Source organism: Priestia sp. FSL W8-0524 (genome assembly GCF_038005965.1).
In the GTDB taxonomy this organism is placed as follows: Bacteria; Bacillota; Bacilli; order Bacillales; family Bacillaceae_H; genus Priestia; species Priestia zanthoxyli.
Map to the genome: position 1 here is coordinate 1,173,437 of NZ_JBBOUG010000001.1, position 20,300 is coordinate 1,193,736.

The window sequence follows — 20,300 nt, forward strand, 5'->3', positions numbered from 1 at the left end:
AATCTCCTTTTACATTTTGGTCAGGCGAAGTACGCGAAATTGAAGAAACGTTAAAAGAGCAATCACAATCATAAATACAACGGAAATGGCAGAGGCATAGCCAAAACGAAAATTAATAAAAGCTTCGTGATAAAGAAGTGTCGAAAGAATTTCAGTTGAGTTGGAGGGACCTCCATTTGTCATTGCAATGATTAAATCAAATGCTTTAAAACTTTGTATGGTCGTATAAGCCACAACCATTGTCGTAGCTGGAGCTAAAAGAGGCCACGTAATGCGCTTGAATTTTTGCCATCGTGTTGCTCCATCAATACTAGCAGCTTCATATAACTCACTGGGAATAGCTTGAATTCCAGCTACAAAAATAATAAGCATTTGACCAGTATGTGCCCAAAATTGTACAAAAGCCAAGCTGTAAATGGCGATATGTCCATTTCCGATCCAAGACTGTGTCCAATGCTCAAGGCCTATTTTACTTAAAAATAGGTTAACTCCTCCAATGTTGGGGTCATACATAAAGTTCCACGTGAACGCAATCGACACGGATGAAATAATCGTCGGTACAAAAAAGAGTGAGCGATAAAATGTATTCCATGCAGAATTTCTATAAAGTAAAAGTGCAAATCCCAAGCTCAATAACGTTTGAAAGATCAGCACGCCAATTGTGAACTTTAAGTTGTTTGTAAGAGACTGTGTAAAAATAGCATCGTTTGTTAAAATTTCTTTGAAGTTTTGAAACCCTACAAATGAGAACTGAGAAGACAATCCATTCCAATCAGTTGTACTTAAAAATAAAGCAGAAAGCGTTGGCAATGCAAAGAAAACCGTATATATGACAAAACCAGGAAGCAAAAACAACCATAGATGCCTGCTTTTAGAGATATTTTTAAATGAAAAGAGAGGAAAAGAGAACGAAGGGGTTCTCTTTTCTTCCTCTTGAATAGACGTATTAGTTTTTAGCGACACGTTCTACCTCTCCTTGTGCTTTTTCAGCAGCTTTTTTCGCTGACATACCGGATAGTACGTCCTGTACAGATGTTTCAACAGCTTTTGATACGCGCTCATTTAAAATGGTAAATCGAGGTTGGAAGACCGTTTTTTTGTCTTTCCACTTTGCGCTTTCTTTGAGTTCAGGTGAATCATATTTCACGTCTTTGACCGTTAATAACTGGCCAGTAGCATTTGCATACTCAGAAGAAATCTTTGGATCTACAAGGAAAGTTAAAAATTTCTTAGCAGCTTCTTTGTGTTTTGATTTTTCAGCAACACCTAATAAGAATGTTGTGGTATGAACACCTTCGTATTTGGCTTTATCTTGATCCACTGTAATCGGTGCAAGCAAACCTTGATCAATCTTTGGATTTTGCTGTTTGACTGTAGCCATCATATAAGAACCTTGAGCAAGCATTGCGCCTTTTTCCTGAGCGAAAAGTGCTGCAGCACTTTCTTTTTTCGTACCAAGAGCATCTTTTTGGAAGTAACCTTTATCATTTAATTCTTTAATTTGAGATAGGGTTTTGATAAACCATTCATCAGTTAGCTTGCGCTTGCCCGTTTCTACTTCGTGAAGGGCGTTATTTGTAGGTTCGTTATTCATAATCATTGGGTTAATAAATTGAGAAGGACTTACGTCTCCTGAAAATAAAATCGGCGTGTAACCATTTTTCTTTAATGTTTCAGCTGTTTTTAAAAAGCTATTCCAGTCTTTAGGAACATCTAAATTTAGTTTTTCAAAAATGCCTTTGTTATAGACAGGGATGTTATAGACTAGCTGATAAGGAAGAGCATATTGCGTATTATCCGCTTTACCCGCTTGGATTAGCTTTTCGTCAAATTTGCTGAGTAAGTTTTGGTCGTCCAGCTTTGCAAAACCGTTTGCTTTGCGAATCGTTTCAAATTGACTTCCTGGAAAACTAGCAAATACATCGATGCCTTCTCCAGATAGTAGAGATCCTTGAATTTGTGATTGATATGAATCCGAAGGAAAGACGGTCATCTCCACATGAATATTTGGGTTTTTCTTTTCAAATTGCTCAATGATAGAATCAAAGGCTTTCGTATCTTCTCCTCGCCAATGCGTAAAGTTAATGGTTACTTTTTTTGAAGAATCGCTGCTGTCGCCGCTTGTTGAACTGTTTTTGCCGCAGCCGGCGATGATCACGGTGAGCATTGCTAACAGAATTAATAATTTTTTCATTTTAGTTCCCCCATTTATAGAATTCTTTTTAGATAGTTATTGGTCAATTTTGATACGATTGGTAGATGCTTGGTCAAAGAAATGAGCATGATTCATTTGAAAATGAAACGGAAAGTGCTGATGAACTTGAATATGTTCATCCCCAGGGATTTTAGCCACAAAGAGCTGCTCTCCTAAACTGCTGTATAGTATGTACTCTGCTCCTAATAACTCAGACACATCTACCGGTAATGAAATATGAGGAGCATCAGAAAAGGCACGCGTAATATGCTCGGGTCGAATTCCTACAGTAATGAATTGATTATTGTAGCCTTTTTCATGTAACGAATGCATTTGATTTTCTGTCAGTTGAAACTCATGTTCACTGATGTACAGTTTGCTGTTCACTACTTTTCCTGTGAAAAAGTTCATTCCCGGTGAGCCTATAAAACTGGCTACAAACGTATTCTCTGGAGCATTATACACTTGCATAGGTGAACCTATTTGCTGAATTTTTCCGTCTTTCATAACTACGATTCTGCTTGCCATCGTCATGGCTTCTGTTTGATCGTGGGTTACATAAATAATGGTCGTCTGCAGCCTCTGATGAAGCTTACTGATTTCAGCACGCATTTGTACGCGAAGCTTCGCATCAAGGTTAGACAAAGGCTCATCCATTAAAAAAATTTGGGCATTCCGTACAATGGCTCTTCCTAAAGCCACTCGCTGACGCTGACCTCCTGATAATGCTTTTGGCTTGCGTTTTAAATAGGGTTCTAAGTCCAAAATACGAGCCGCTTCACGAACGCGCTCATCAATTTCTTGTTTTGGGACTTTGCGGAGCTGCAAGCCAAATGCCATGTTGTCGTAAACCGTTAAATGAGGGTAAAGCGCGTAGTTTTGAAACACCATTGCAATATCCCGGTCCTTAGAAGGTAAATCGTTTGCACGATCTCCGTTAATAAGCAATTCTCCTTCTGTTATCGATTCAAGGCCGGCGATCATTCGAAGGGTAGTGGATTTGCCGCACCCTGAAGGTCCTACAAATACAATAAATTCTTTGTCTTGAATATGAAGATTAAAATTATCAACTGCAAGACTATCTTTTCCGTATTTTTTATACACATGCTGCAACTGCAGTTCTGCCATTTTTTTCTCCTCTCAGCAGGCTTTTAAAAAATAAAAGCCTCTAATTGCACAGACGGATTGTACGTGTATCTGGCAATTAGAGGCTATCGGTTGACCGGTAAGCCTGTAGTATGTAGTTTTGAGTGATTGAATCTGTAAGTAATTTTAAAATATATTATTCCTATATGTCAAGTGAGAATTAAAATATTTTAATAAGTTCGATTATTTTCTTAAATGAAAGAATCCATTTATTAAGCCAGAGATGCTGGTTTTGAGAATAAAATAAACAGCTGATGTATAGAATGATAGTATTCACTTTTATAGTAAGCACTACAGAGAGAGGATGTTTATAAATGGATAGAAACACGCAGTTCACTATGATTCGGCAAGCGTTGGAAAACAGCTATCATTTAATGCAGCAGGGAATAGAAGTTAGCGGAGAGACGCTTACTCAGCTGGAACAAGCAAAAGCCGAGTATGAAGCGGCCTTTTTATTGTCTCAGTCCACGGATTCCAAATTCCGCTGTAATTAATTTTTTAATAGCACTTATTCCGTTTGCGTTCTATACACCCAGCTTTTATACAAAAAGGTTCTGTCCTTACAGGCAGAACTTTTTTATGTTCAGCTCTTTTTATTGACATTTTAGATAAAGTAGTCAATAATTAAGTTTTGCTTACATGAGAAATTTACTAGATAAAAAGAAGTGAAGCTAATTTTTATTGATAGATATTTACATAAATAAAGGAGTCAGTATCGATGATGAGAGAGCGGTTGCCTTTTACAATTGAGCGGGATGAAAACTTTTTTGACAAATTAAATGAATGGATAGGTGATGTTTTTTATGATCATCTTCCAGACGCAGGATTAGAACTTCGGGATGAACAAATTTTTATGGCTTTTCAAATCGAACGAGCTTTTAAAGAAAAAAATGTAATCTTTGCAGAAGCAGGTGTAGGAACAGGGAAAACCATTGTGTATTTACTGTACGCTATTTGTTATGCAAGGTATATTGGCAAGCCGGCTATTATTGCCTGTGCGGATGAAACATTAATTGAACAGTTAGTAAAAGCCGAAGGAGACATTGCCAAGCTCTCTGGTATTTTAGATATTAACATGGATGTTCGCCTAGCAAAATCTCAAGATCAGTATCTGTGTTTAAAGAAATTAGATGCTGTGACAGCACGAACAGATAATGAAAACATTGAAGAAATTTACGATACGCTTCCTGATTTTGTTCATGATCATAGTGGTATGCAGTCGTTCTATCACTACGGAGACCGTAAAGAATATCCTCATTTAACGGATGAGGAATGGAATCAAATTAACTGGGATACGTTTCAAGATTGCTCTTCCTGTGAGCAGCGTCATAGATGTGGCTTAACGCTTTCACGCGAGCACTATAGAAAAGCACATGACTTAATTATTTGCTCTCACGATTTTTACATGGAACACATTTGGACATATGAAGCCCGCAAGCGTGAAGGACAGCTTCCGCTTCTTCCTGAAAGCAGCTGTGTTGTATTTGATGAAGGTCACCTGCTGGAATTTGCTGCACAAAAGGCTTTAACGTATCGCATTCAAGAAGATACGTTAGAAAACTTGTTAACGCGTCTATTAGAAAATGACGTGCGAGAAGAATTTGCTGTGAAGATCGAGCACGCTATCGATGTGTATGCAATGTTCTTTGACCGTTTAAGTGAAGCAAGCACAGAAATCGTTGGTTCTAGCCGTAAAGAAGTAGCCCGAACAAACGGATTACAAAGTGTAGGAAAAGAACTTTTATCGCTGCTTGAACATATCGGAAACGAGCTTGTGTTTGAGAGTGAGACCTATACAGTAGACGAATATACGCTGCGAATTGTAGATGAGTACCTAGATCAAATTGATTATTCGCTGCGCTTATTTATGGACAACGAAAATGCCATCTACTGGGTGGAAGAAAACAACTGGCAGCTGACGTTGGTTATTATGCCGCAAGCAGTAAAAGACGTCTTAAAAGAACGAGTATTTGCGAAGAAAATACCATACATTTTCACTTCTGCCACTCTTTCAGATAACCAATCGTTCGATTATTTAGCATATAGCTTAGGAATTGCAAAGCCGCTTTCTTTTTCAGTTGAATCGCCATTTGATTATGATGAGCAAATGAAAATTGCGGTGAAAAATGTTTCGGATGATCAAGAAGAAGCGTTTGCTGAAAAATTTGCCTTTGCTGTTGCTCAGCTCGAAAAAACGAACGGACGAGCACTTTTATTGTTTAACAGTAAAGAAGAACTAGAGATGTTCAAAGAAGTTTCCAAAGAGTTAAATCAGTACACATTTTTATTTGAAGGCGATCAAGAAATCAGTAAATTAGTGTCTCAGTTCCAAAGGGAAGAAGAAACGATTTTATGCGCTGTTCATTTGTGGGAAGGGTTGGATATTCCTGGACCTTCGTTATCGAATGTAATTATTTGGTCTCTGCCGTATCCGCCAAATGATCCGGTCTTTGAAGCAAAGCGCAATCAAGTAGTCGATCCATTTTGGGATGCAGATATGCCGTATATGCTTCTTCGCTTAAAGCAAGGAGTTGGAAGGCTGATTCGCTCTCATAATGATAAGGGTCTAATCACGATCTTTATGCCAAAAAGCACAGATTCAAAAGTGCGTTCAATCATTGAACAAAATGTTCCAACGAAAATAGAAAACGTATAAAAAAGCGCGGTGGCAGCCGCGCTTTTTTATATGCACAATAGATTGAATTTTCAGTTATATACACACCGTTACTATTATGATAAAATAATTTATGGTGAAATAAGGAAAGTAAGGAGGAAAAAACAATGAGAGAAGACATACAGAAAATTGAGAAACAGTTTTATGAATACATGAATAAAATCAAAAGTTATCACGAGGCAATCGGAGTGATGTACTGGGATTTGAGAACGGGTGCTCCAAAAAAAGGGGCGGATCAGCGTTCTGAAGTGATTGGCATGATGTCATCAGAAGCGTTCAATCTTTCCGTTTCTAATGAAATGGCAGGTTTTATTGAGAAATTAACGAACCCTGAGTCACAGCCTTACATAAACGATATTACGAAAAAAGCAGTGGAAGAATGTAAAAAAGAATATGACTTAAATAAAAAGATTCCTCCGCACGAATATAAAGAATACGTTACGTTAACTTCAAAAGCGGAGTCAATTTGGGAAGAAGCAAAAGAAAAAGCAGATTTTGCTTTATTTCAACCGTACCTTGAAAAAATTGTAGCGTTTAATCAGAAGTTTGTGGAGTATTGGGGGTATGAAGGAAACAAATATAACCGTTTATTAGACCTTTTTGAACCGGGAATGACGGTTGAAATTTTAGACGAGGTATTTGGAAAGCTGCGGGAGCATATTGTGCCTCTTGTTCAGCGAATCGCCGGGTCAAATACAAAGCCCAATACGGAATTTTTATTCCGTACTTTCCCAAAAGAAGCGCAAAAGCAATTTAGTCTAGACGTGTTAAAAACACTCGGCTATGATTTTGAAGCGGGGAGACTTGATGAAACCGTCCATCCTTTTGCTACTGGCTTAAACCCGGGAGATGTGCGCATCACCACTAAATATGCCGAGAACGATTTCCGAACGGCTATTTTTGGCACGATTCACGAATGTGGCCATGCTTTATATGAGCAGAATATTTCAAAGGATCTTGTTGGCACGGTTCTATGTGAAGGTACTTCAATGGGAATTCATGAATCACAGTCGCTGTTTTTTGAGCAGTTTGTCGGGAAAAATAAAGCATTTTGGCAGCATCATTACGACGTACTAAAAAAGCATGCGCCGGAACAATTTGACGATGTAGGTTTAGAAGATTTTTACCGAGGAGTAAATGAAGCAAAACCGTCTCTTATTCGTATTGAAGCAGATGAGTTAACGTATCCTCTTCATATTATGATTCGTTACGAAATTGAAAAAGGATTAATAAACGGGGAGTATAAAGTTGAGGATTTACCGGAAATTTGGAATGAGAAATACGAAGAATATTTAGGGGTTCGTCCAAGTCACGATGGAGAAGGAGTGCTTCAGGACGTACACTGGGCCGGCGGAAGCTTTGGGTACTTCCCTTCCTATGCTCTGGGCTATATGTACGCAGCGCAGTTTAAGCATACCATGTTAAAAGACTTGCCTAATTATGATGAACTCTTGGAAAAAGGAGAAATTTCGCCGATTACAAATTGGTTAACAGAACATATTCACCAGTACGGAAAAATGAAAAAACCTCTTGAAATTTTAAACGATGTGACGGGTGAAGGGCTAAATGTAGATTATTTAATTCAATATCTAGAAGAGAAATACGGACAAATTTATCACGTATAAAAAGTGCTATAACCGAATATTATGTTTTGTATTGCAAGTAAATGTTCGAAAATATCTTTTTTAGATATTTTCAAATAAAAGATTTGCTGATATAATACAAGTAACTCAATAACGCACTCATATAATGACGAGAATAAGGCTCGTAAGTATCTACCAAACTACCGTAAATAGTTTGACTATGGGTGAGCGATGAAGTTTGTTTTTCACTTTTGTGCGTAAAAGCTCAAAAACATTGCTCTACTCATATACGAGTGCAGCTATGTTTTTGAGCTTTTTTAATACAAACGTTGGAGGAACGAACTATGAAAGCTTTGCAAAACAAAATTTTAACAGATGGAATCGTATTATCGGACACGGTTTTAAAAGTAGACACATTTTTAAACCACCAAATGGATCCTGTACTGATGAAAGAAATTGGAGAAGAATTTGCTTCGCGCTTTGAAAATGCAGGAATTACGAAGATTTTAACGATTGAATCCTCAGGAATTGCTCCAGCGATTATGACCGCATTGAAGCTAAACGTTGAGATGGTGTTTGCCAGAAAAAGAAAATCTTTAACACTTCAAGACGGACTCATTACATCAAAAGTATATTCATTTACAAAAAAAGAAGAAAATGAAATTTCAGTTGCTGATAAATTTATTCGAGAAGATGACGTGATTTTAATTATTGATGACTTTTTAGCAAACGGCCAAGCTGCATTCGGCTTGATGGATATCGTGCAAAAAGCAGGTGCTAAAGTAGGCGGCATTGGTATTGTTATTGAAAAAGCGTTCCAAGATGGAGGAAAACAAATTCGTAAATCAGGCGTTAAAGTAGAATCATTAGCGCGCATTCAGTCTTTATCAAATGGTAAAGTTACATTTGCTGAAGATAAACCGACAGTGGAGGTTTAATATGAATAAAGGAAAAGTCTTTTCACTTGGTTTACAGCATGTTTTAGCTATGTACGGAGGTGCGATTGTTGTCCCGCTTATTGTTGGAGGAGCCATTGGCTTGACTCAGCAGCAGCTTACGTATTTAGTGGCGATTGACTTATTTATGTGCGGTGTGGCAACGTTACTGCAAGTATGGAAAAATCGTTTTTTCGGTATTGGTCTTCCAGTTGTATTAGGGTGTACGTTTACTGCCGTAGGGCCTATGATTTCAATTGGAGGTTCTTACGGCGTTTCCTCCATATATGGTTCTATTATCGTCGCCGGTTTACTCATTGTCCTTCTTTCTGCTTTTCTAGGTAAATTGGTTAAGTTTTTCCCTCCTTTAGTTACGGGTTCGGTTGTAACGATTATTGGAATTACGTTAATTCCTGTAGCGATTAAAGATTTAGCTGGAGGAGAAGGAAGTAAAGATTTTGGCAGCTTGAGCAATTTAGGTTTAGGTTTTGGCGTTTTGCTATTAATTATTGTTCTGTATCGATTTACAAAAGGATTTATGCGCTCCGTCTCTGTGTTATTAGGATTGGTTGTTGGAACAATTGTAGCGTCTTTTATGGGGAAAGTCGATTTTTCCGGCGTAAAAGAAGAAGCGTGGATTCATATGCCGCACGTGTTTTACTTTGGGATGCCAACGTTTAATATTATGGCCATCCTGACAATGTTCCTTGTTTTACTTGTTGGCATTGTCGAGTCCACAGGCGTTTATTTTGCCGTTAGTGATATTTGTAAAAAAGAAGTGGATGAGAAAGATTTATCTAAAGGCTATCGTGCAGAAGGATTGGCGATTTTATTAGGCGGATTTTTTAACGCATTTCCTTATACAGCGTATTCTCAAAATGTAGGACTTTTACAGTTGTCAGGTGTTCGCACAAGAAATGTTGTATTTGCAGCGAGTGGGATTTTAATCATTTTGGGCTTTCTACCTAAAATCGCAGCCGTGACGACAGTTATACCGAGCTCTGTACTTGGAGGAGCTATGGTAGCCATGTTTGGGATGGTCATCTCTTCAGGTATAAAAATCCTTAGTCAAGTTGATTTAGCAAAACAAGAAAACCTTCTTGTAATTGCATGTTCGGTTGGTATGGGTCTAGGAGTGACGGTTGTACCTGAACTCTTCAAAAACTTACCAGAAAGTCTTCAAGTTCTCACTGGAAGCGGTATTGTGATGGGGAGTTTTACAGCAATCTTTTTAAATATTGTCTTTAATATGATGAAATCACCACGTGCGCAAGTTGCAGAAACAAAGTTAACAAATGAAGTAATATCGAAATAAAAAGAGGCTGGCGCCAAAATATTTTAGTTGAAGAAGATCCGAACGATTAATCGTTCGGATCTTTTCAATGTCATAGGGAACATAGCTGTAACAAGCGATTCATAGTAGATTATTTGTCCAATTTGGTCGTCTTTCCTATTAAGACCGTGTTTTGAAAAACAGTGTATAAAGCATTTTCCCCACGTCAGGATTTTTTGCCACTAATGAAATTTCTCTTTTGAATTTGAAGTCTGTAATAGGCAATGCTTTAATGTTTGAGCTTTGTAAATGGCGCATGAAAATTTCAGGGAGAATTGAAATACCTAAATTAGCTGAAATAAATCCCATAATACTTTGAGCAAATTCAATTTCATTGGCAATGGAAATTTTTAAGTTATGACGATTGTACGCTTTTTCTACTAGTGTCCGAACATCGCACCCTGGAGGGAGAACTACAATGGGTTCTTCTTTGAAATCTTCAAATGATACGCTTTCTTTTTCGGCTAACGGGTGCTGATCATTCACAAATAAATAAAAGTCTTCTTTGAATAATAATTTTGACCAGTAAGTATGTTGAATCTCTCGATCATCAAATAAAGCCCCATCAATTTGATTACTTTCTAACTGCTCTAACAAATCATAATAGTGATGCGAGGTTTTTATATCAATATGGCGATTGTGATCTTTAGCAGAAGCCAGTTGATAAGGTAAGTAAAAAGCAGCCATACTTTGCCACGTTCCGATAGTTAAATCACAAGCTTCTTGCGTAGACACTAATTTTTTTTGAAGAGCATGAACGCTTGATAGTATGGATTCACCTTCTTGTAAAAGAATTTCACCTGCTGGGGTTAATTCTACTCCTGTAGCGGAGCGAATAAATAATGTTACTCCTAAATCTTCTTCTAGTTTTCTCATTTGCTTACTGAGCGCGGGCTGCGTCATATGCAGCTGTTCGCTTGCTTTGCTTAAGCTTTTTGTTTTGGCTGTTTCAATAAAAGACTCAAGCCATTCTGTTTTCATATTTATCACCTATAACCTTTTGTTATACCCATAGTATAGAAGGGAAGTTCTCATAAATCAACGAAGATGCTAGTGTATATAGTGTAGTTAACACAGCGCAAAGAAATTCACACAACTAGGAGGATGAATGATGTATCCAAACAAACTATATATTAACGGTGAATGGACAACAACAAAAGAGAAAATTGATGTGATTAATCCAGCAACAAAAGAAGTTATAGGACAAATTCCCAAGGCAGGCGCAAAGGAAGCAGCACTTGCCGCTGATGCAGCAGCGACAGCTTTTAAAACATGGTCGAAAAAAACCGCTCAAGAGCGCAGTGCTATTTTAATGAGATGGCATCAACTTATTGAAAATCATAAAGATGAACTAGCAGAAATTATGACAACGGAACAAGGCAAACCATTTGCAGAAGCAAAAGGTGAAGTGCAGTATGGCAATGATTATATTGCTTGGTTTGCTGAAGAAGGAAAGCGTGTATATGGTGAAACGATTCCAGCTCATCATACGCATAAACGTATTACGGTTAAAAAACAGCCTGTTGGCGTTGTAGCAGCTATTACGCCATGGAACTTCCCTGCAGCCATGATTACGCGTAAAGTGGCCCCAGCTCTTGCAGCAGGATGTACAATTGTTTTAAAACCATCTGAAGAAACACCATTTACAGCATTTCGTTTAGTAGAACTCGCAGAAGAAGCGGGCGTTCCAAAAGGTGTGATCAATGTTGTTACTGGAGATGCAGCAGCTATTGGCGACACATGGCAAAAAGACGGACGCATCCGAAAATTAACATTTACTGGTTCAACAGCGGTGGGTAAACATCTAATGCGGGGTGCTGCTGATACTGTGAAAAAATTATCGCTTGAATTAGGCGGTCATGCACCGTTTATCGTAACAGAAAATGCAGATTTAGACGCTGCTGTAAACGGCGTAATTGCTTCTAAGTTTGTCAATGCAGGTCAAACGTGCATCTGCACAAACCGCGTATACGTACAAGAATCCATTGCAGATGCTTTCGTTGAAAAATTTGCAGCAAAAGCGGCGGAATTAACAGTAGGAAACGGATTAGAAGAAGGTACACAAGTTGGACCGTTAATTAACGACAAAGCGGTTGAGAAAGTAAAAGCACAAATTGCGGATGCAAAAAGTAAAGGAGCTAAAGTTGTAGTTGGCGGACAAGCTATAACAACTAAAAACGGTTTCTTTATGGAGCCGACAATTATCACAAATGTAACTGATGACATGAATTGCATGTTTGAAGAAACGTTTGGACCATTGGCACCTGTAGCAACATTCAAAACAGTAGAAGAAGCCGTAGAACGAGCAAACAATAGCCCTTATGGTTTAGCAGCTTACGTATTTACAGAAAACATTAAAGAAGCAACATTTGTATCTGAAGAATTAGAATACGGCATTGTAGGAGTAAATGATGGCTCTCCATCTGCAGCTCAAGCTCCATTCGGCGGCTTTAAAGAAAGTGGTCTTGGACGTGAAGGAAGTCATTACGGCATTGAAGATTATTTAGAAGTAAAATATATCTCAATGGGACTTTAATAAAAAGTAGGACAAAAATAGTTTAGTCGAAGTGAAATACGAACTAGCAACTAATAATCAAAATTATTGGTTGTTAGTTCGTATTTTTTTATTGTTAAGATGGACGTAGCTTTCATGCGTTTCGTTGCTTCTAGCGGATTAATCCCATTTGTTCGTCTTTAGGTCGGAGTGATTTCGTTGTGTCCCAGCCTCTTTTTTATGCACTTTTGTAAAGAAAATTTGAAATAATAGTTCTTTAACGCAATTAATTGCATTTCTAGGATGTCTGTGCAAGAATAAATATTTCAAAAATGGTTTAGCTTTGTTTAAAGCGTGGGTAATACAACAAATGCACATGATTGCTTGTTAGATGAAATGAAAAGCAGAACTTTACCACTGATAAATTACGCAAGCTAGAACCAAAATAGTAGTACTGAATGGTGAAAAATATAGGAGTTGATATAGATGATTACAGCAGAGAAAAACATAGTGAAATTTAAAGCAAAAGACGGACGTGAAGTCACTATACGCCCTGCAAAGGCAAGTGATGCAGAGCATATTACAACAGCGGTAAGAGAAATTATTGAGGCCGGGGAATTTATTCAAAAAGATGAGCCGCGCACAGTCCAAGAAGAGCAAGATTTTATTGCATCAGTAGAAAAGAACAATCACATGTACGTTGTAGCTGAAGTCGAAGGTGAAGTGCTTGGAATCGCACGTGTTCTGAGAGGCGAAATTAAAATGAAGCGCCACACGGGGCTCTTCCGTACATGGCTTATTTCAAAAGCACAGGGAATGGGAATAGGAAAACAATTTATGAATTATACGCTAAACTGGTGCAAAGAAAATAATCTTCATAAACTTTCTTTAACTGTGTTTGCTTCTAATAAAGTGGCATACGAATTGTATAAAAAGGTAGGATTTGAACAAGAAGGTGTTATGAAAGAACAAGCTTATTTTAACAATGAATATGTAGATGAAATCTATATGTCCATTTTCTTTTCATAAAAAATAAGCACTTATTTTCGTCAATCCATAAATTGTATCTGTACATTCAGATTATTTGCGCTATAATAAAAGTGCACAACAAACATACACTTCTTCAAAACGTAGACTTTCCTGAGTTACAGGAAAGTTTTTTTATGTTTCACCTCCATTCCACTAAAAAAGAATTGAATAAATCCCCAGCTATTACAAATGTTAAATGTAACGCAATCAAAGAGGTGAAGTGTATGCCAAAAATTATCTCAGTTGGATTTGGAGTTCCCCCCTATGAATTAACTCAGCAAGACACGCTGCTATTTGCAAAAGAACTTTTTTCCGAGTCGTTTAAAGATATTAATCGTCTGCTGACCGTTTTTCAAAATGGTCAAATTGAAAAACGTAATTTTGCCAAAGACTTATCTTGGTTTCAAGAAGATCATACATTCGAAGAAAAAAATGATGCTTTTATAGAATGTGCTGTTGAATTAGGTACAAAAGCCATTGAAGAATGCTTAACAAATAAAGACTATGTAAGTACCCCTTTGCCGTGTGGAGAAATTGATGCTATTTTTTACGTTTCAACAAGCGGTGTAGCTACGCCTAGCATTGAAGCTCGAATTATGAATAAGCTTGCGTTTTCAGACCATACAAAAAGAATCCCTATATGGGGATTAGGGTGTGCCGGAGGAGCATCTGGACTTTCAAGGGCTTACGAATATTGCAAAGCCTTTCCGCGCGCTAAAGTTCTTGTATTATCCGTTGAGCTGTGCAGTTTGACTTTTCAGCGGAATGATCGTTCAAAAAGCAACTTAATCGGTACATCTTTATTTGCTGATGGAGTAGCAGCTGCTTTAGTCGCAGGTGACGAAGCAGATATCACTTTTTCCCGTTCAAAAAGCTTTCCTTACATTTTACATACACAATCGACGCTTATGCCAAATTCCGAAGACGTAATGGGATGGGAGATTAAAAATGATGGGTTATTTGTTGTCTTTTCAAAAGATATTCCCACTATTATCGATTCGTGGTTAGGCGGAGAAGTTGAGTCTTTTTTACAAACTCAGAATTTGACCAGTCGGGATTTAAAACATTTTGTTGCTCATCCTGGAGGGAAAAAAGTGCTTGAAGCATATGTATCAACGCTATCGCTAAACGAAAATATGATTGCTGATTCACTAGATGTACTTAAAAACCATGGAAACATGTCTTCGGCAACCGTTTTATATGTGCTAGACCGCTTTATGAAGAAAGAAATTCCGAGTAAAGAATACGGTTTATTAACAGCTCTTGGTCCTGGATTTAGTTCTGAAATGCTTCTATTAGAGTGGAGGTAAAGCGATTGTTTTTTTATAGTTTTTTTGTATTTATTATCTTACAGCGTCTATGTGAACTGGTGATTGCCAAAAGAAATGAAGCTTGGATGAAGAAGCAGGGAGCGTACGAAGCTGGTCAAAGTCACTACAAATGGATGGTAAGCATGCACGCCGCTTTTTTTGCTGCTCTTTTTACGGAAGTGTATGTGTTAAGCGGTGGAATGTATCACTTTTCTTTTTTGTTGTTTAGCTTTTTTGTGCTTGTGCAACTTGCAAGAGTATGGGCTATTTCTTCGTTAGGAAAGTATTGGAATACAAAAATTATCGTCTTGCCTAACGCGAAGGTTGTGCTAAGAGGTCCTTACCGGTTTATGAAGCACCCAAATTATACAGTTGTAGCGGCAGAATTGGTGTTAGTTCCGCTTATGTTTCAGGCATACTGGACGTTAGCTATTTTTTCTGTTTTCAATTTGTGTATATTAGCCGTTAGAATTCCTTTAGAAGAGCAAGCGCTAACGAATGAAACAAATTATGGCGAGGTCATGCAAAATACGGGACGTTTCTTTCCTGCAAAAAAATCTCAAAACTAATTGAAAATGATTATCTTTCATGATAAGATGAAATCAAATGATAAAGATTATCAATTTCATCAAGTAGAAACGGTGGTGGACGTAATGGTTAGTCTTTTTGTGATCGGAGCACTTGCTACATATGTTGGCGTCACAACGTATGTAATGAAAAATATTGAAAAAGCCCAAAAGGCGTAATATATACACGGTAAATAAATACAATGCAAAGCTGTCAAATTATTGACAGCTTTTTTTATTGTTTTTGTAACTAAAAATTCAGTTTTTTATGGGAAAACGTAGGTGAATCAAGTAAAATAGAGAAAGAATAAGCAGAAACAAAGATGGATAGAGAACATTTAAATACAGTCTTGAATGAGGCAAAAGGGGTAGAGTAATAATGGGTAAAGTGAGTGTGAAACATCAAGAAAATCTCCAATTGGAAGCATCTCTTTTTCATTTACATAAGCAATTTCAAGCAGCTGGAGATGAACAGCAGGCAGCAAAAGCAATACAGCTGTTAAAAAAGTGGGTGAACGGTGAATTTGTTGTAGCATTTTGCGGACATTTTTCGGCTGGGAAATCGAGTATGATTAACGAATTAATGGGGCAAGCAATTTTGCCTGCAAGTCCTATTCCGACAAGCGCAAACTTAGTATCAGTAAAGGCGGGGGATGAGCATGCAACCGTTTATTACCGCAAACAGCCGCCGGTGCGTTATGAAGCGCCTTATCAGTATGAACAAATTAAGCAGTTTGCTGTCGACGGAGATGAAGTAGAGTCCATTCATTTATCAATCGAGACAAACGCTATTCCTAAAAATGTTGTGGTGATGGACACACCGGGGATTGATTCAACAGATGATGCGCATCGTGTATCGACCGAGTCAGCTCTTCACTTAGCGGACGTTATTTTCTACGTGATGGATTATAATCATGTGCAGGCAGAATTAAATCTTCAATTTGCAAAACAGCTGCAAGAAGCTAATAAAACGCTTTATTTAATTGTAAATCAAATCGATAAACATCAAGAAGATCAGCTAACATTTCAAGCATTTAAAGAATCTGTAGAAACGTCATTTTTAAAGTGGAATGTTAGACCAGAAGGAATCTTCTATACGTCATTAAAAGAGCCAGCCAACCGTCATAATGACCTTTCGTACGTAAAATCTCTATTACTTGCTATGATGACGGAAAAAGAAAACCGACATCAGCATATTCAACATGCGATGCAAATGTTAATTGACGATCACCTTGCCTTTATTGAAGACCAAGAAGAAGAAAAGTTAACGATTCATGACGAGCTGCGCCATAAGCTGACGCTTGAGAACCATGAAATAAATAAGCAGCAAAAAGAGCAGCTTCTCGAAAAAGAAGCGGAAATAAAGCGTGCTGAAAAGCAGTTAGCAGAAACGTACCAACAAGAAACAGGCAAGATACTAAGCAACGCCAATTTAACACCATATGAAATGAGAGAAAAAGCTAGGCTGTTTTTAGAAACGACAAAGCCTGATTTCAAAGTCGGTCTTTTATTTGCTAAGAAAAAGACCGAGGAAGTAAAAAAAGAGCGGCTGACGTTATTTTTTGACGATATGAAAGAACGAACAGCCTCTCAGCTGCAGTGGCACTTGCAGCAATATGTGCAAGATCTGGTGAAAAATCAAAATCTTACTGACCCGGATCTTATACGCCAGGTTCAGCAGTTTGAAATTCCGTTAGAACCTCATGACTTAATTGAAACGGTAAAAGCAGGAGCTACGATTAATGGTGATTATGTTTTAACGTACGCAAAAGATGTAGCTGATCACATTAAGAAAAAAGCCACGCGATTGTTATACGAGCTCTATGCGCAAATCGAACAGAGCAAAATGGAGCAAGATGAAGTAAAGCGTGAGAATATTTCTCAACACTTGCAGGAATGTGAGGCATTTGAAGAAGCGTATACATCTCTTCAGGAAATGAAAGCAAAACTGGCACGTACAAAAGCGTTGCTTCAATCTTTACAGCAAACTGATGACGACCTAACGCTAGAAGATACAAACGAGTTGTCATATATGTTACAAGAAGAATATGAAACGGGCATCATGAAAGCTGAAGAAAAGCATGAAGCTGTGAGTGAGCAGCAGTTAGTTTCACAGCCTGAGGAAGCTGTGCATGAAACAGGAACAGAAAAGGTTCTTCAAGATGTATCAGCTGTTCTCGAACAGCTCCGTTCATTTGGAAAATTAGACCGCTTTATTAATAGGCTTCAAGAAAAACGTAAAAAGCTATCAAATCAAACGTTTACCGTAGCTTTATTCGGAGCATTCAGTGCCGGTAAGTCATCTTTTGCTAATGCGTTGATTGGAGAAAGATTACTTCCTGTATCTCCGAATCCAACAACAGCAACCATCAATAAAATTATGCCTCCAACAGAAAAACGGCCGCATAAAACAGCTGTTGTGCAAATGAAAACAAACGAGCAGATGATCCAAGATTTAAATGGTGCACTTAAGCTGTTTCATCATGAAGTAGAAACAATTGACGAAGCGCTAGCGATTATTCCGACCCTGCAGGCAACAGAAGAGCTGCAGCTGCATTTGTCGTTTTTACAGGCAGTAGAAAAAGGCTACGGCGAAGTCAAGCATCATATCGGTTCAGAAGTAGTAGTGGATACAGAAGGATTTCATGATTATGTAGCCAAGGAAGAAAAAGCGTGTTTTGTTCAATTTATTAACCTGTATTATGACTGTGAATTTACTCGCTTAGGCATTACGCTTGTTGATACACCTGGAGCTGATTCAATCAATGCGAGACACACGGGAGTAGCGTTTGAGTATATCAAAAATGCAGATGCCATTTTATTTGTAACGTATTATAATCATGCATTTTCAAAAGCTGACCGAGAATTTCTTATTCAGCTTGGCCGTGTAAAAGATGTATTTGCGCTTGATAAAATGTTTTTCTTAGTAAATGCAGCGGACTTAGCCAGCTCGGATACAGAGCTGCAGTTAGTTCAGACGTACGTAAAAGAGCAGCTTGAACAGTATGGTATACGCTTTCCGCGCTTATACCCGGTATCAAGCTTGCAAGCTTTGCAAAACCATGAGGATAAAATGTTTCTGCCATTCAAAAATGCGTTTTACCGCTTCATAAATTATGAATTACCAGAGCTTGCTATCCAAAGTGTCTATGCAGATTTCGAACAAATTTTAGCAGTTGCCAATGAAATGAAACAGGTGCAGACAAAATCAGAAGTCGATAAAAAGCGATACATTCAATCTCTTCACATAAAAAATGAGCAGGTAGCAGCAAAACTGCATGAAATTCATTTTGAATATGAACAACAGCAGTTTGACCGAGAATTAGAAGAGCTTTTATTTTATGTGAAAAAACGTCTGTTTGTGAGGTACGATGACTTCTTTAAAGAAGCATTCAGTCCGGCAAACTTAAGAGATGATCGAGGTGAAAAGCAAAAGCAGCTGCGCCTGTGTTTGCAGGAGTTGTTAACGTCTATTTCCTTCGACGCAACGCAAGAAGTGCGTGCGACCACTTTGCGAATCGAAAAATACATCGTAAAATTAATCGAAGACTGGCATCGAATGATCATCACAAAGCTACAGCGCTATGAACCGACGTTTACTCCAACGTTGAACTCGTTAGAGCCTCCAAATGGCAGCGAAGTTGTGACAAGTCATCAATTCGATAAGAATGAATCGTATCAAAAAGAGCTTTCACTGTATAAAAACAATAAAAGCTTTTTTGAAAAAAATGAGAAAGCAAAGCTCCACGCTGCTTTATTAGAACGTATTAAGCCGGATGTTAATCACTACATTGCGAAAGAAGAAGCTGCTCTTCATTCACACTATACCTATTTAGTGAATCAGTACGTTTTAGCGCATAAACAGTCTGTATCTGAAGAATGGTATGATTATTACAAACAGCTGCAAGCGGCCGTGTCTGAAGAATTTCCAATTCAAGAATTGGTAAGTACAATGACGGTGCTAGAACATGTATTGGAGGAAAGAAAGGGTCATTAATTTTTATGTCTACACACATAAATAAACGTTTACAGGAAATTGAAAAAGAATATAATGTAGAAATTTTGTTTGCATGTGAATCAGGGAGCCGTGCTTACGGACTCGACACGTTAGCGAGTGATTTTGACGTCCGCTTTATATATAAATATAAAGCATCACGCTATCTTCATCTCAATAGACCTCAAGAGGTCATTAATGTAGCAGAAGGCAATTATGATATGCAAGGGTGGGATTTGTACAAAACCATTTATTTGTTTACAAAATCAAACCCTTCGCTTTATGAGTGGCTATGGTCGCCTTTTGTTTATTATCAAAAGTCATCGTTTGCTGAGCCACTCCGGCAAATGATGGCTCAATCATATTCCTTAAAAGCATTGGGATATCATTATTTTAAAATTTTAACGATAAATAGTAAAAGAAATCTGACATCTTCTGTTACAATAGAGGATATAAAAGTGATGCTCCAACTGATTCGTGCATTTTTATCACTGAAAGTAGTAGTAAAGCAGCGCAGTTTCCCTGTCATTTTATTTGCCGATTTATGTAAGCAGGCAAATCTCGACGATAGGCAGCAATCCATCATTGAGCAATTTGTACAATGCAAGATAAGCGGGAAAGTCGCTTTTAATGAAAAGATGAAAAACTTTTTGGATAGCATTAAGAAAGAATCTGCAGCGATAGAAAAAAACTTAAAAGAATTACCGGAAAAGCAAATCAGTTATGAGGACATTAACTTATTTTTACTAACTCAGCATAATATAATGGAGGAACGAACATGAGTGTACATAAAGAAATTTCAGCCCATTCTAAAAAACAGCACGAATTAGTACGTGCTTTTGCCAGCTTAGAAGCTCGACGTGAGCAAGCTATTGAAGCAGCTGTGCTTCTCTGCAAAGAAGGGAAGCCCTTTTCTGTAGACGGTATTAACGCTGTAACAGCAGAAATTAATGAGCTGTCTCAAAAATATACCATCATTCCAGGCCGTAAAGTAGTGACGGAAGAAATGGTTAAAGAGTACGTAGCAAGAATATAAACGTGC

General features: G+C 37.8%; 17 protein-coding genes and 1 riboswitch. Of the genes, 13 read left to right on the forward strand and 4 right to left on the reverse strand.

All coding sequences use genetic code 11. From position 1 onward, the window contains the following. Nucleotides 1-9 precede the first annotated feature (9 nt). Genes NST66_RS05840 through NST66_RS05850 form a run of 3 tightly spaced genes read right to left on the reverse strand, consistent with a single transcriptional unit; the run spans nucleotide 10 to nucleotide 3,322 of the window. Nucleotides 10-963, reverse strand: a complete 954-nt coding sequence (locus NST66_RS05840) for a carbohydrate ABC transporter permease (protein ID WP_028414047.1) — start codon at nucleotides 961-963, stop codon at nucleotides 10-12. Next, entirely contained in the window at nucleotides 947-2,194 is a 1,248-nt protein-coding gene (locus NST66_RS05845; protein WP_049163670.1) for an ABC transporter substrate-binding protein, read from the reverse strand. The genes NST66_RS05840 and NST66_RS05845 overlap by 17 nt, the downstream gene beginning before the upstream one ends. Nucleotides 2,195-2,230: 36 nt before the next feature. Further along, nucleotides 2,231-3,322 carry an ABC transporter ATP-binding protein gene (locus NST66_RS05850; protein WP_033578445.1) on the reverse strand — a complete coding sequence of 364 codons (1,092 nt, stop codon included), beginning with the start codon at nucleotides 3,320-3,322 and terminating at the stop codon, nucleotides 2,231-2,233. 332 nt (nucleotides 3,323-3,654) lie between these two features. Between NST66_RS05850 and NST66_RS05855 the strand changes: the two genes are divergently transcribed. From NST66_RS05855 to NST66_RS05875, 5 genes are all read left to right on the forward strand, one after another. Continuing rightward, on the forward strand, nucleotides 3,655-3,834 hold the full coding sequence (locus NST66_RS05855; protein ID WP_013056154.1) for a hypothetical protein: 180 nt from the start codon (nucleotides 3,655-3,657) through the stop codon (nucleotides 3,832-3,834). Nucleotides 3,835-4,058: 224 nt separating this feature from the next. Then, a complete protein-coding gene (locus tag NST66_RS05860) occupies nucleotides 4,059-5,996 on the forward strand; it encodes an ATP-dependent DNA helicase (protein ID WP_013056155.1) in 1,938 nt (645 codons plus the stop codon). Nucleotides 5,997-6,121: 125 nt separating this feature from the next. Further along, nucleotides 6,122-7,639, forward strand: coding sequence for a carboxypeptidase M32 (locus NST66_RS05865; RefSeq protein ID WP_028414043.1), 1,518 nt, complete (start codon nucleotides 6,122-6,124; stop codon nucleotides 7,637-7,639). A gap of 97 nt (nucleotides 7,640-7,736) precedes the next feature. Next, nucleotides 7,737-7,838: riboswitch (purine riboswitch) on the forward strand. A gap of 103 nt (nucleotides 7,839-7,941) precedes the next feature. Continuing rightward, nucleotides 7,942-8,535 carry a xanthine phosphoribosyltransferase gene (locus NST66_RS05870; RefSeq protein WP_028414042.1) on the forward strand — a complete coding sequence of 198 codons (594 nt, stop codon included), beginning with the start codon at nucleotides 7,942-7,944 and terminating at the stop codon, nucleotides 8,533-8,535. 1 nt (nucleotide 8,536) lies between these two features. Then, nucleotides 8,537-9,847, forward strand: coding sequence for a nucleobase:cation symporter-2 family protein (locus tag NST66_RS05875; RefSeq protein WP_049163674.1), 1,311 nt, complete (start codon nucleotides 8,537-8,539; stop codon nucleotides 9,845-9,847). 138 nt (nucleotides 9,848-9,985) lie between these two features. Here NST66_RS05875 and NST66_RS05880 read toward each other — a convergent pair whose 3' ends face one another. Continuing rightward, on the reverse strand, nucleotides 9,986-10,846 hold the full coding sequence (locus NST66_RS05880; protein ID WP_049163677.1) for a LysR family transcriptional regulator: 861 nt from the start codon (nucleotides 10,844-10,846) through the stop codon (nucleotides 9,986-9,988). A 130-nt stretch (nucleotides 10,847-10,976) separates the two neighbouring features. Here NST66_RS05880 and NST66_RS05885 point away from each other — a divergent pair, with 130 nt between their 5' ends. The 8 genes from NST66_RS05885 (at nucleotide 10,977) to NST66_RS05920 (ending at nucleotide 20,294) form a co-directional block, all read left to right on the forward strand. After that, on the forward strand, nucleotides 10,977-12,401 hold the full coding sequence (locus NST66_RS05885; protein WP_176344359.1) for an NAD-dependent succinate-semialdehyde dehydrogenase: 1,425 nt from the start codon (nucleotides 10,977-10,979) through the stop codon (nucleotides 12,399-12,401). Nucleotides 12,402-12,845: 444 nt separating this feature from the next. Continuing rightward, on the forward strand, nucleotides 12,846-13,388 hold the full coding sequence (locus NST66_RS05890) for a GNAT family N-acetyltransferase (RefSeq protein ID WP_028414038.1): 543 nt from the start codon (nucleotides 12,846-12,848) through the stop codon (nucleotides 13,386-13,388). A 224-nt stretch (nucleotides 13,389-13,612) separates the two neighbouring features. Next, nucleotides 13,613-14,698: a type III polyketide synthase gene (locus NST66_RS05895; protein ID WP_028414037.1), complete on the forward strand. Its 1,086-nt coding sequence runs from the start codon at nucleotides 13,613-13,615 to the stop codon at nucleotides 14,696-14,698. A 5-nt stretch (nucleotides 14,699-14,703) separates the two neighbouring features. Next, nucleotides 14,704-15,267 (forward strand): isoprenylcysteine carboxyl methyltransferase family protein, encoded by a 564-nt coding sequence (locus NST66_RS05900; RefSeq protein WP_182029434.1) that lies wholly within the window; start codon nucleotides 14,704-14,706, stop codon nucleotides 15,265-15,267. Between the two features lie 6 nt (nucleotides 15,268-15,273). Then, nucleotides 15,274-15,444, forward strand: a complete 171-nt coding sequence (locus tag NST66_RS05905) for a hypothetical protein (RefSeq protein WP_155017140.1) — start codon at nucleotides 15,274-15,276, stop codon at nucleotides 15,442-15,444. Between the two features lie 199 nt (nucleotides 15,445-15,643). Continuing rightward, complete coding sequence (locus NST66_RS05910; RefSeq protein ID WP_154991533.1) at nucleotides 15,644-19,261, forward strand: dynamin family protein; 3,618 nt, start codon at nucleotides 15,644-15,646, stop codon at nucleotides 19,259-19,261. A 5-nt stretch (nucleotides 19,262-19,266) separates the two neighbouring features. Next, the gene (locus NST66_RS05915) at nucleotides 19,267-20,040 is read left to right on the forward strand and encodes a nucleotidyltransferase domain-containing protein (protein WP_033578452.1); all 774 of its coding nucleotides are present in this window, start codon (nucleotides 19,267-19,269) and stop codon (nucleotides 20,038-20,040) included. Then, complete coding sequence (locus NST66_RS05920; protein ID WP_013082381.1) at nucleotides 20,037-20,294, forward strand: DUF2533 family protein; 258 nt, start codon at nucleotides 20,037-20,039, stop codon at nucleotides 20,292-20,294. Before NST66_RS05915 ends, NST66_RS05920 begins: the two co-directional genes overlap by 4 nt. The last annotated feature ends 6 nt before the right edge of the window (nucleotides 20,295-20,300 follow it).

What these genes read in the sequence shown, in the direction of transcription:
- NST66_RS05875 (WP_049163674.1), top strand. Translation starts at nt 8,537, where the DNA reads ATGAATAAAGGAAAAGTCTTTTCACTTGGTTTACAGCATGTTTTAGCT.
- NST66_RS05880 (WP_049163677.1), bottom strand. Translation starts at nt 10,846, where the DNA reads ATGAAAACAGAATGGCTTGAGTCTTTTATTGAAACAGCCAAAACAAAA.
- NST66_RS05845 (WP_049163670.1), bottom strand. Translation starts at nt 2,194, where the DNA reads ATGAAAAAATTATTAATTCTGTTAGCAATGCTCACCGTGATCATCGCC.
- NST66_RS05850 (WP_033578445.1), bottom strand. Translation starts at nt 3,322, where the DNA reads ATGGCAGAACTGCAGTTGCAGCATGTGTATAAAAAATACGGAAAAGAT.
- NST66_RS05895 (WP_028414037.1), top strand. Translation starts at nt 13,613, where the DNA reads ATGCCAAAAATTATCTCAGTTGGATTTGGAGTTCCCCCCTATGAATTA.
- NST66_RS05905 (WP_155017140.1), top strand. Translation starts at nt 15,274, where the DNA reads ATGATTATCTTTCATGATAAGATGAAATCAAATGATAAAGATTATCAA.
- NST66_RS05855 (WP_013056154.1), top strand. Translation starts at nt 3,655, where the DNA reads ATGGATAGAAACACGCAGTTCACTATGATTCGGCAAGCGTTGGAAAAC.
- NST66_RS05890 (WP_028414038.1), top strand. Translation starts at nt 12,846, where the DNA reads ATGATTACAGCAGAGAAAAACATAGTGAAATTTAAAGCAAAAGACGGA.
- NST66_RS05920 (WP_013082381.1), top strand. Translation starts at nt 20,037, where the DNA reads ATGAGTGTACATAAAGAAATTTCAGCCCATTCTAAAAAACAGCACGAA.
- NST66_RS05870 (WP_028414042.1), top strand. Translation starts at nt 7,942, where the DNA reads ATGAAAGCTTTGCAAAACAAAATTTTAACAGATGGAATCGTATTATCG.
- NST66_RS05865 (WP_028414043.1), top strand. Translation starts at nt 6,122, where the DNA reads ATGAGAGAAGACATACAGAAAATTGAGAAACAGTTTTATGAATACATG.
- NST66_RS05910 (WP_154991533.1), top strand. Translation starts at nt 15,644, where the DNA reads ATGGGTAAAGTGAGTGTGAAACATCAAGAAAATCTCCAATTGGAAGCA.
- NST66_RS05915 (WP_033578452.1), top strand. Translation starts at nt 19,267, where the DNA reads ATGTCTACACACATAAATAAACGTTTACAGGAAATTGAAAAAGAATAT.
- NST66_RS05860 (WP_013056155.1), top strand. Translation starts at nt 4,059, where the DNA reads ATGATGAGAGAGCGGTTGCCTTTTACAATTGAGCGGGATGAAAACTTT.
- NST66_RS05885 (WP_176344359.1), top strand. Translation starts at nt 10,977, where the DNA reads ATGTATCCAAACAAACTATATATTAACGGTGAATGGACAACAACAAAA.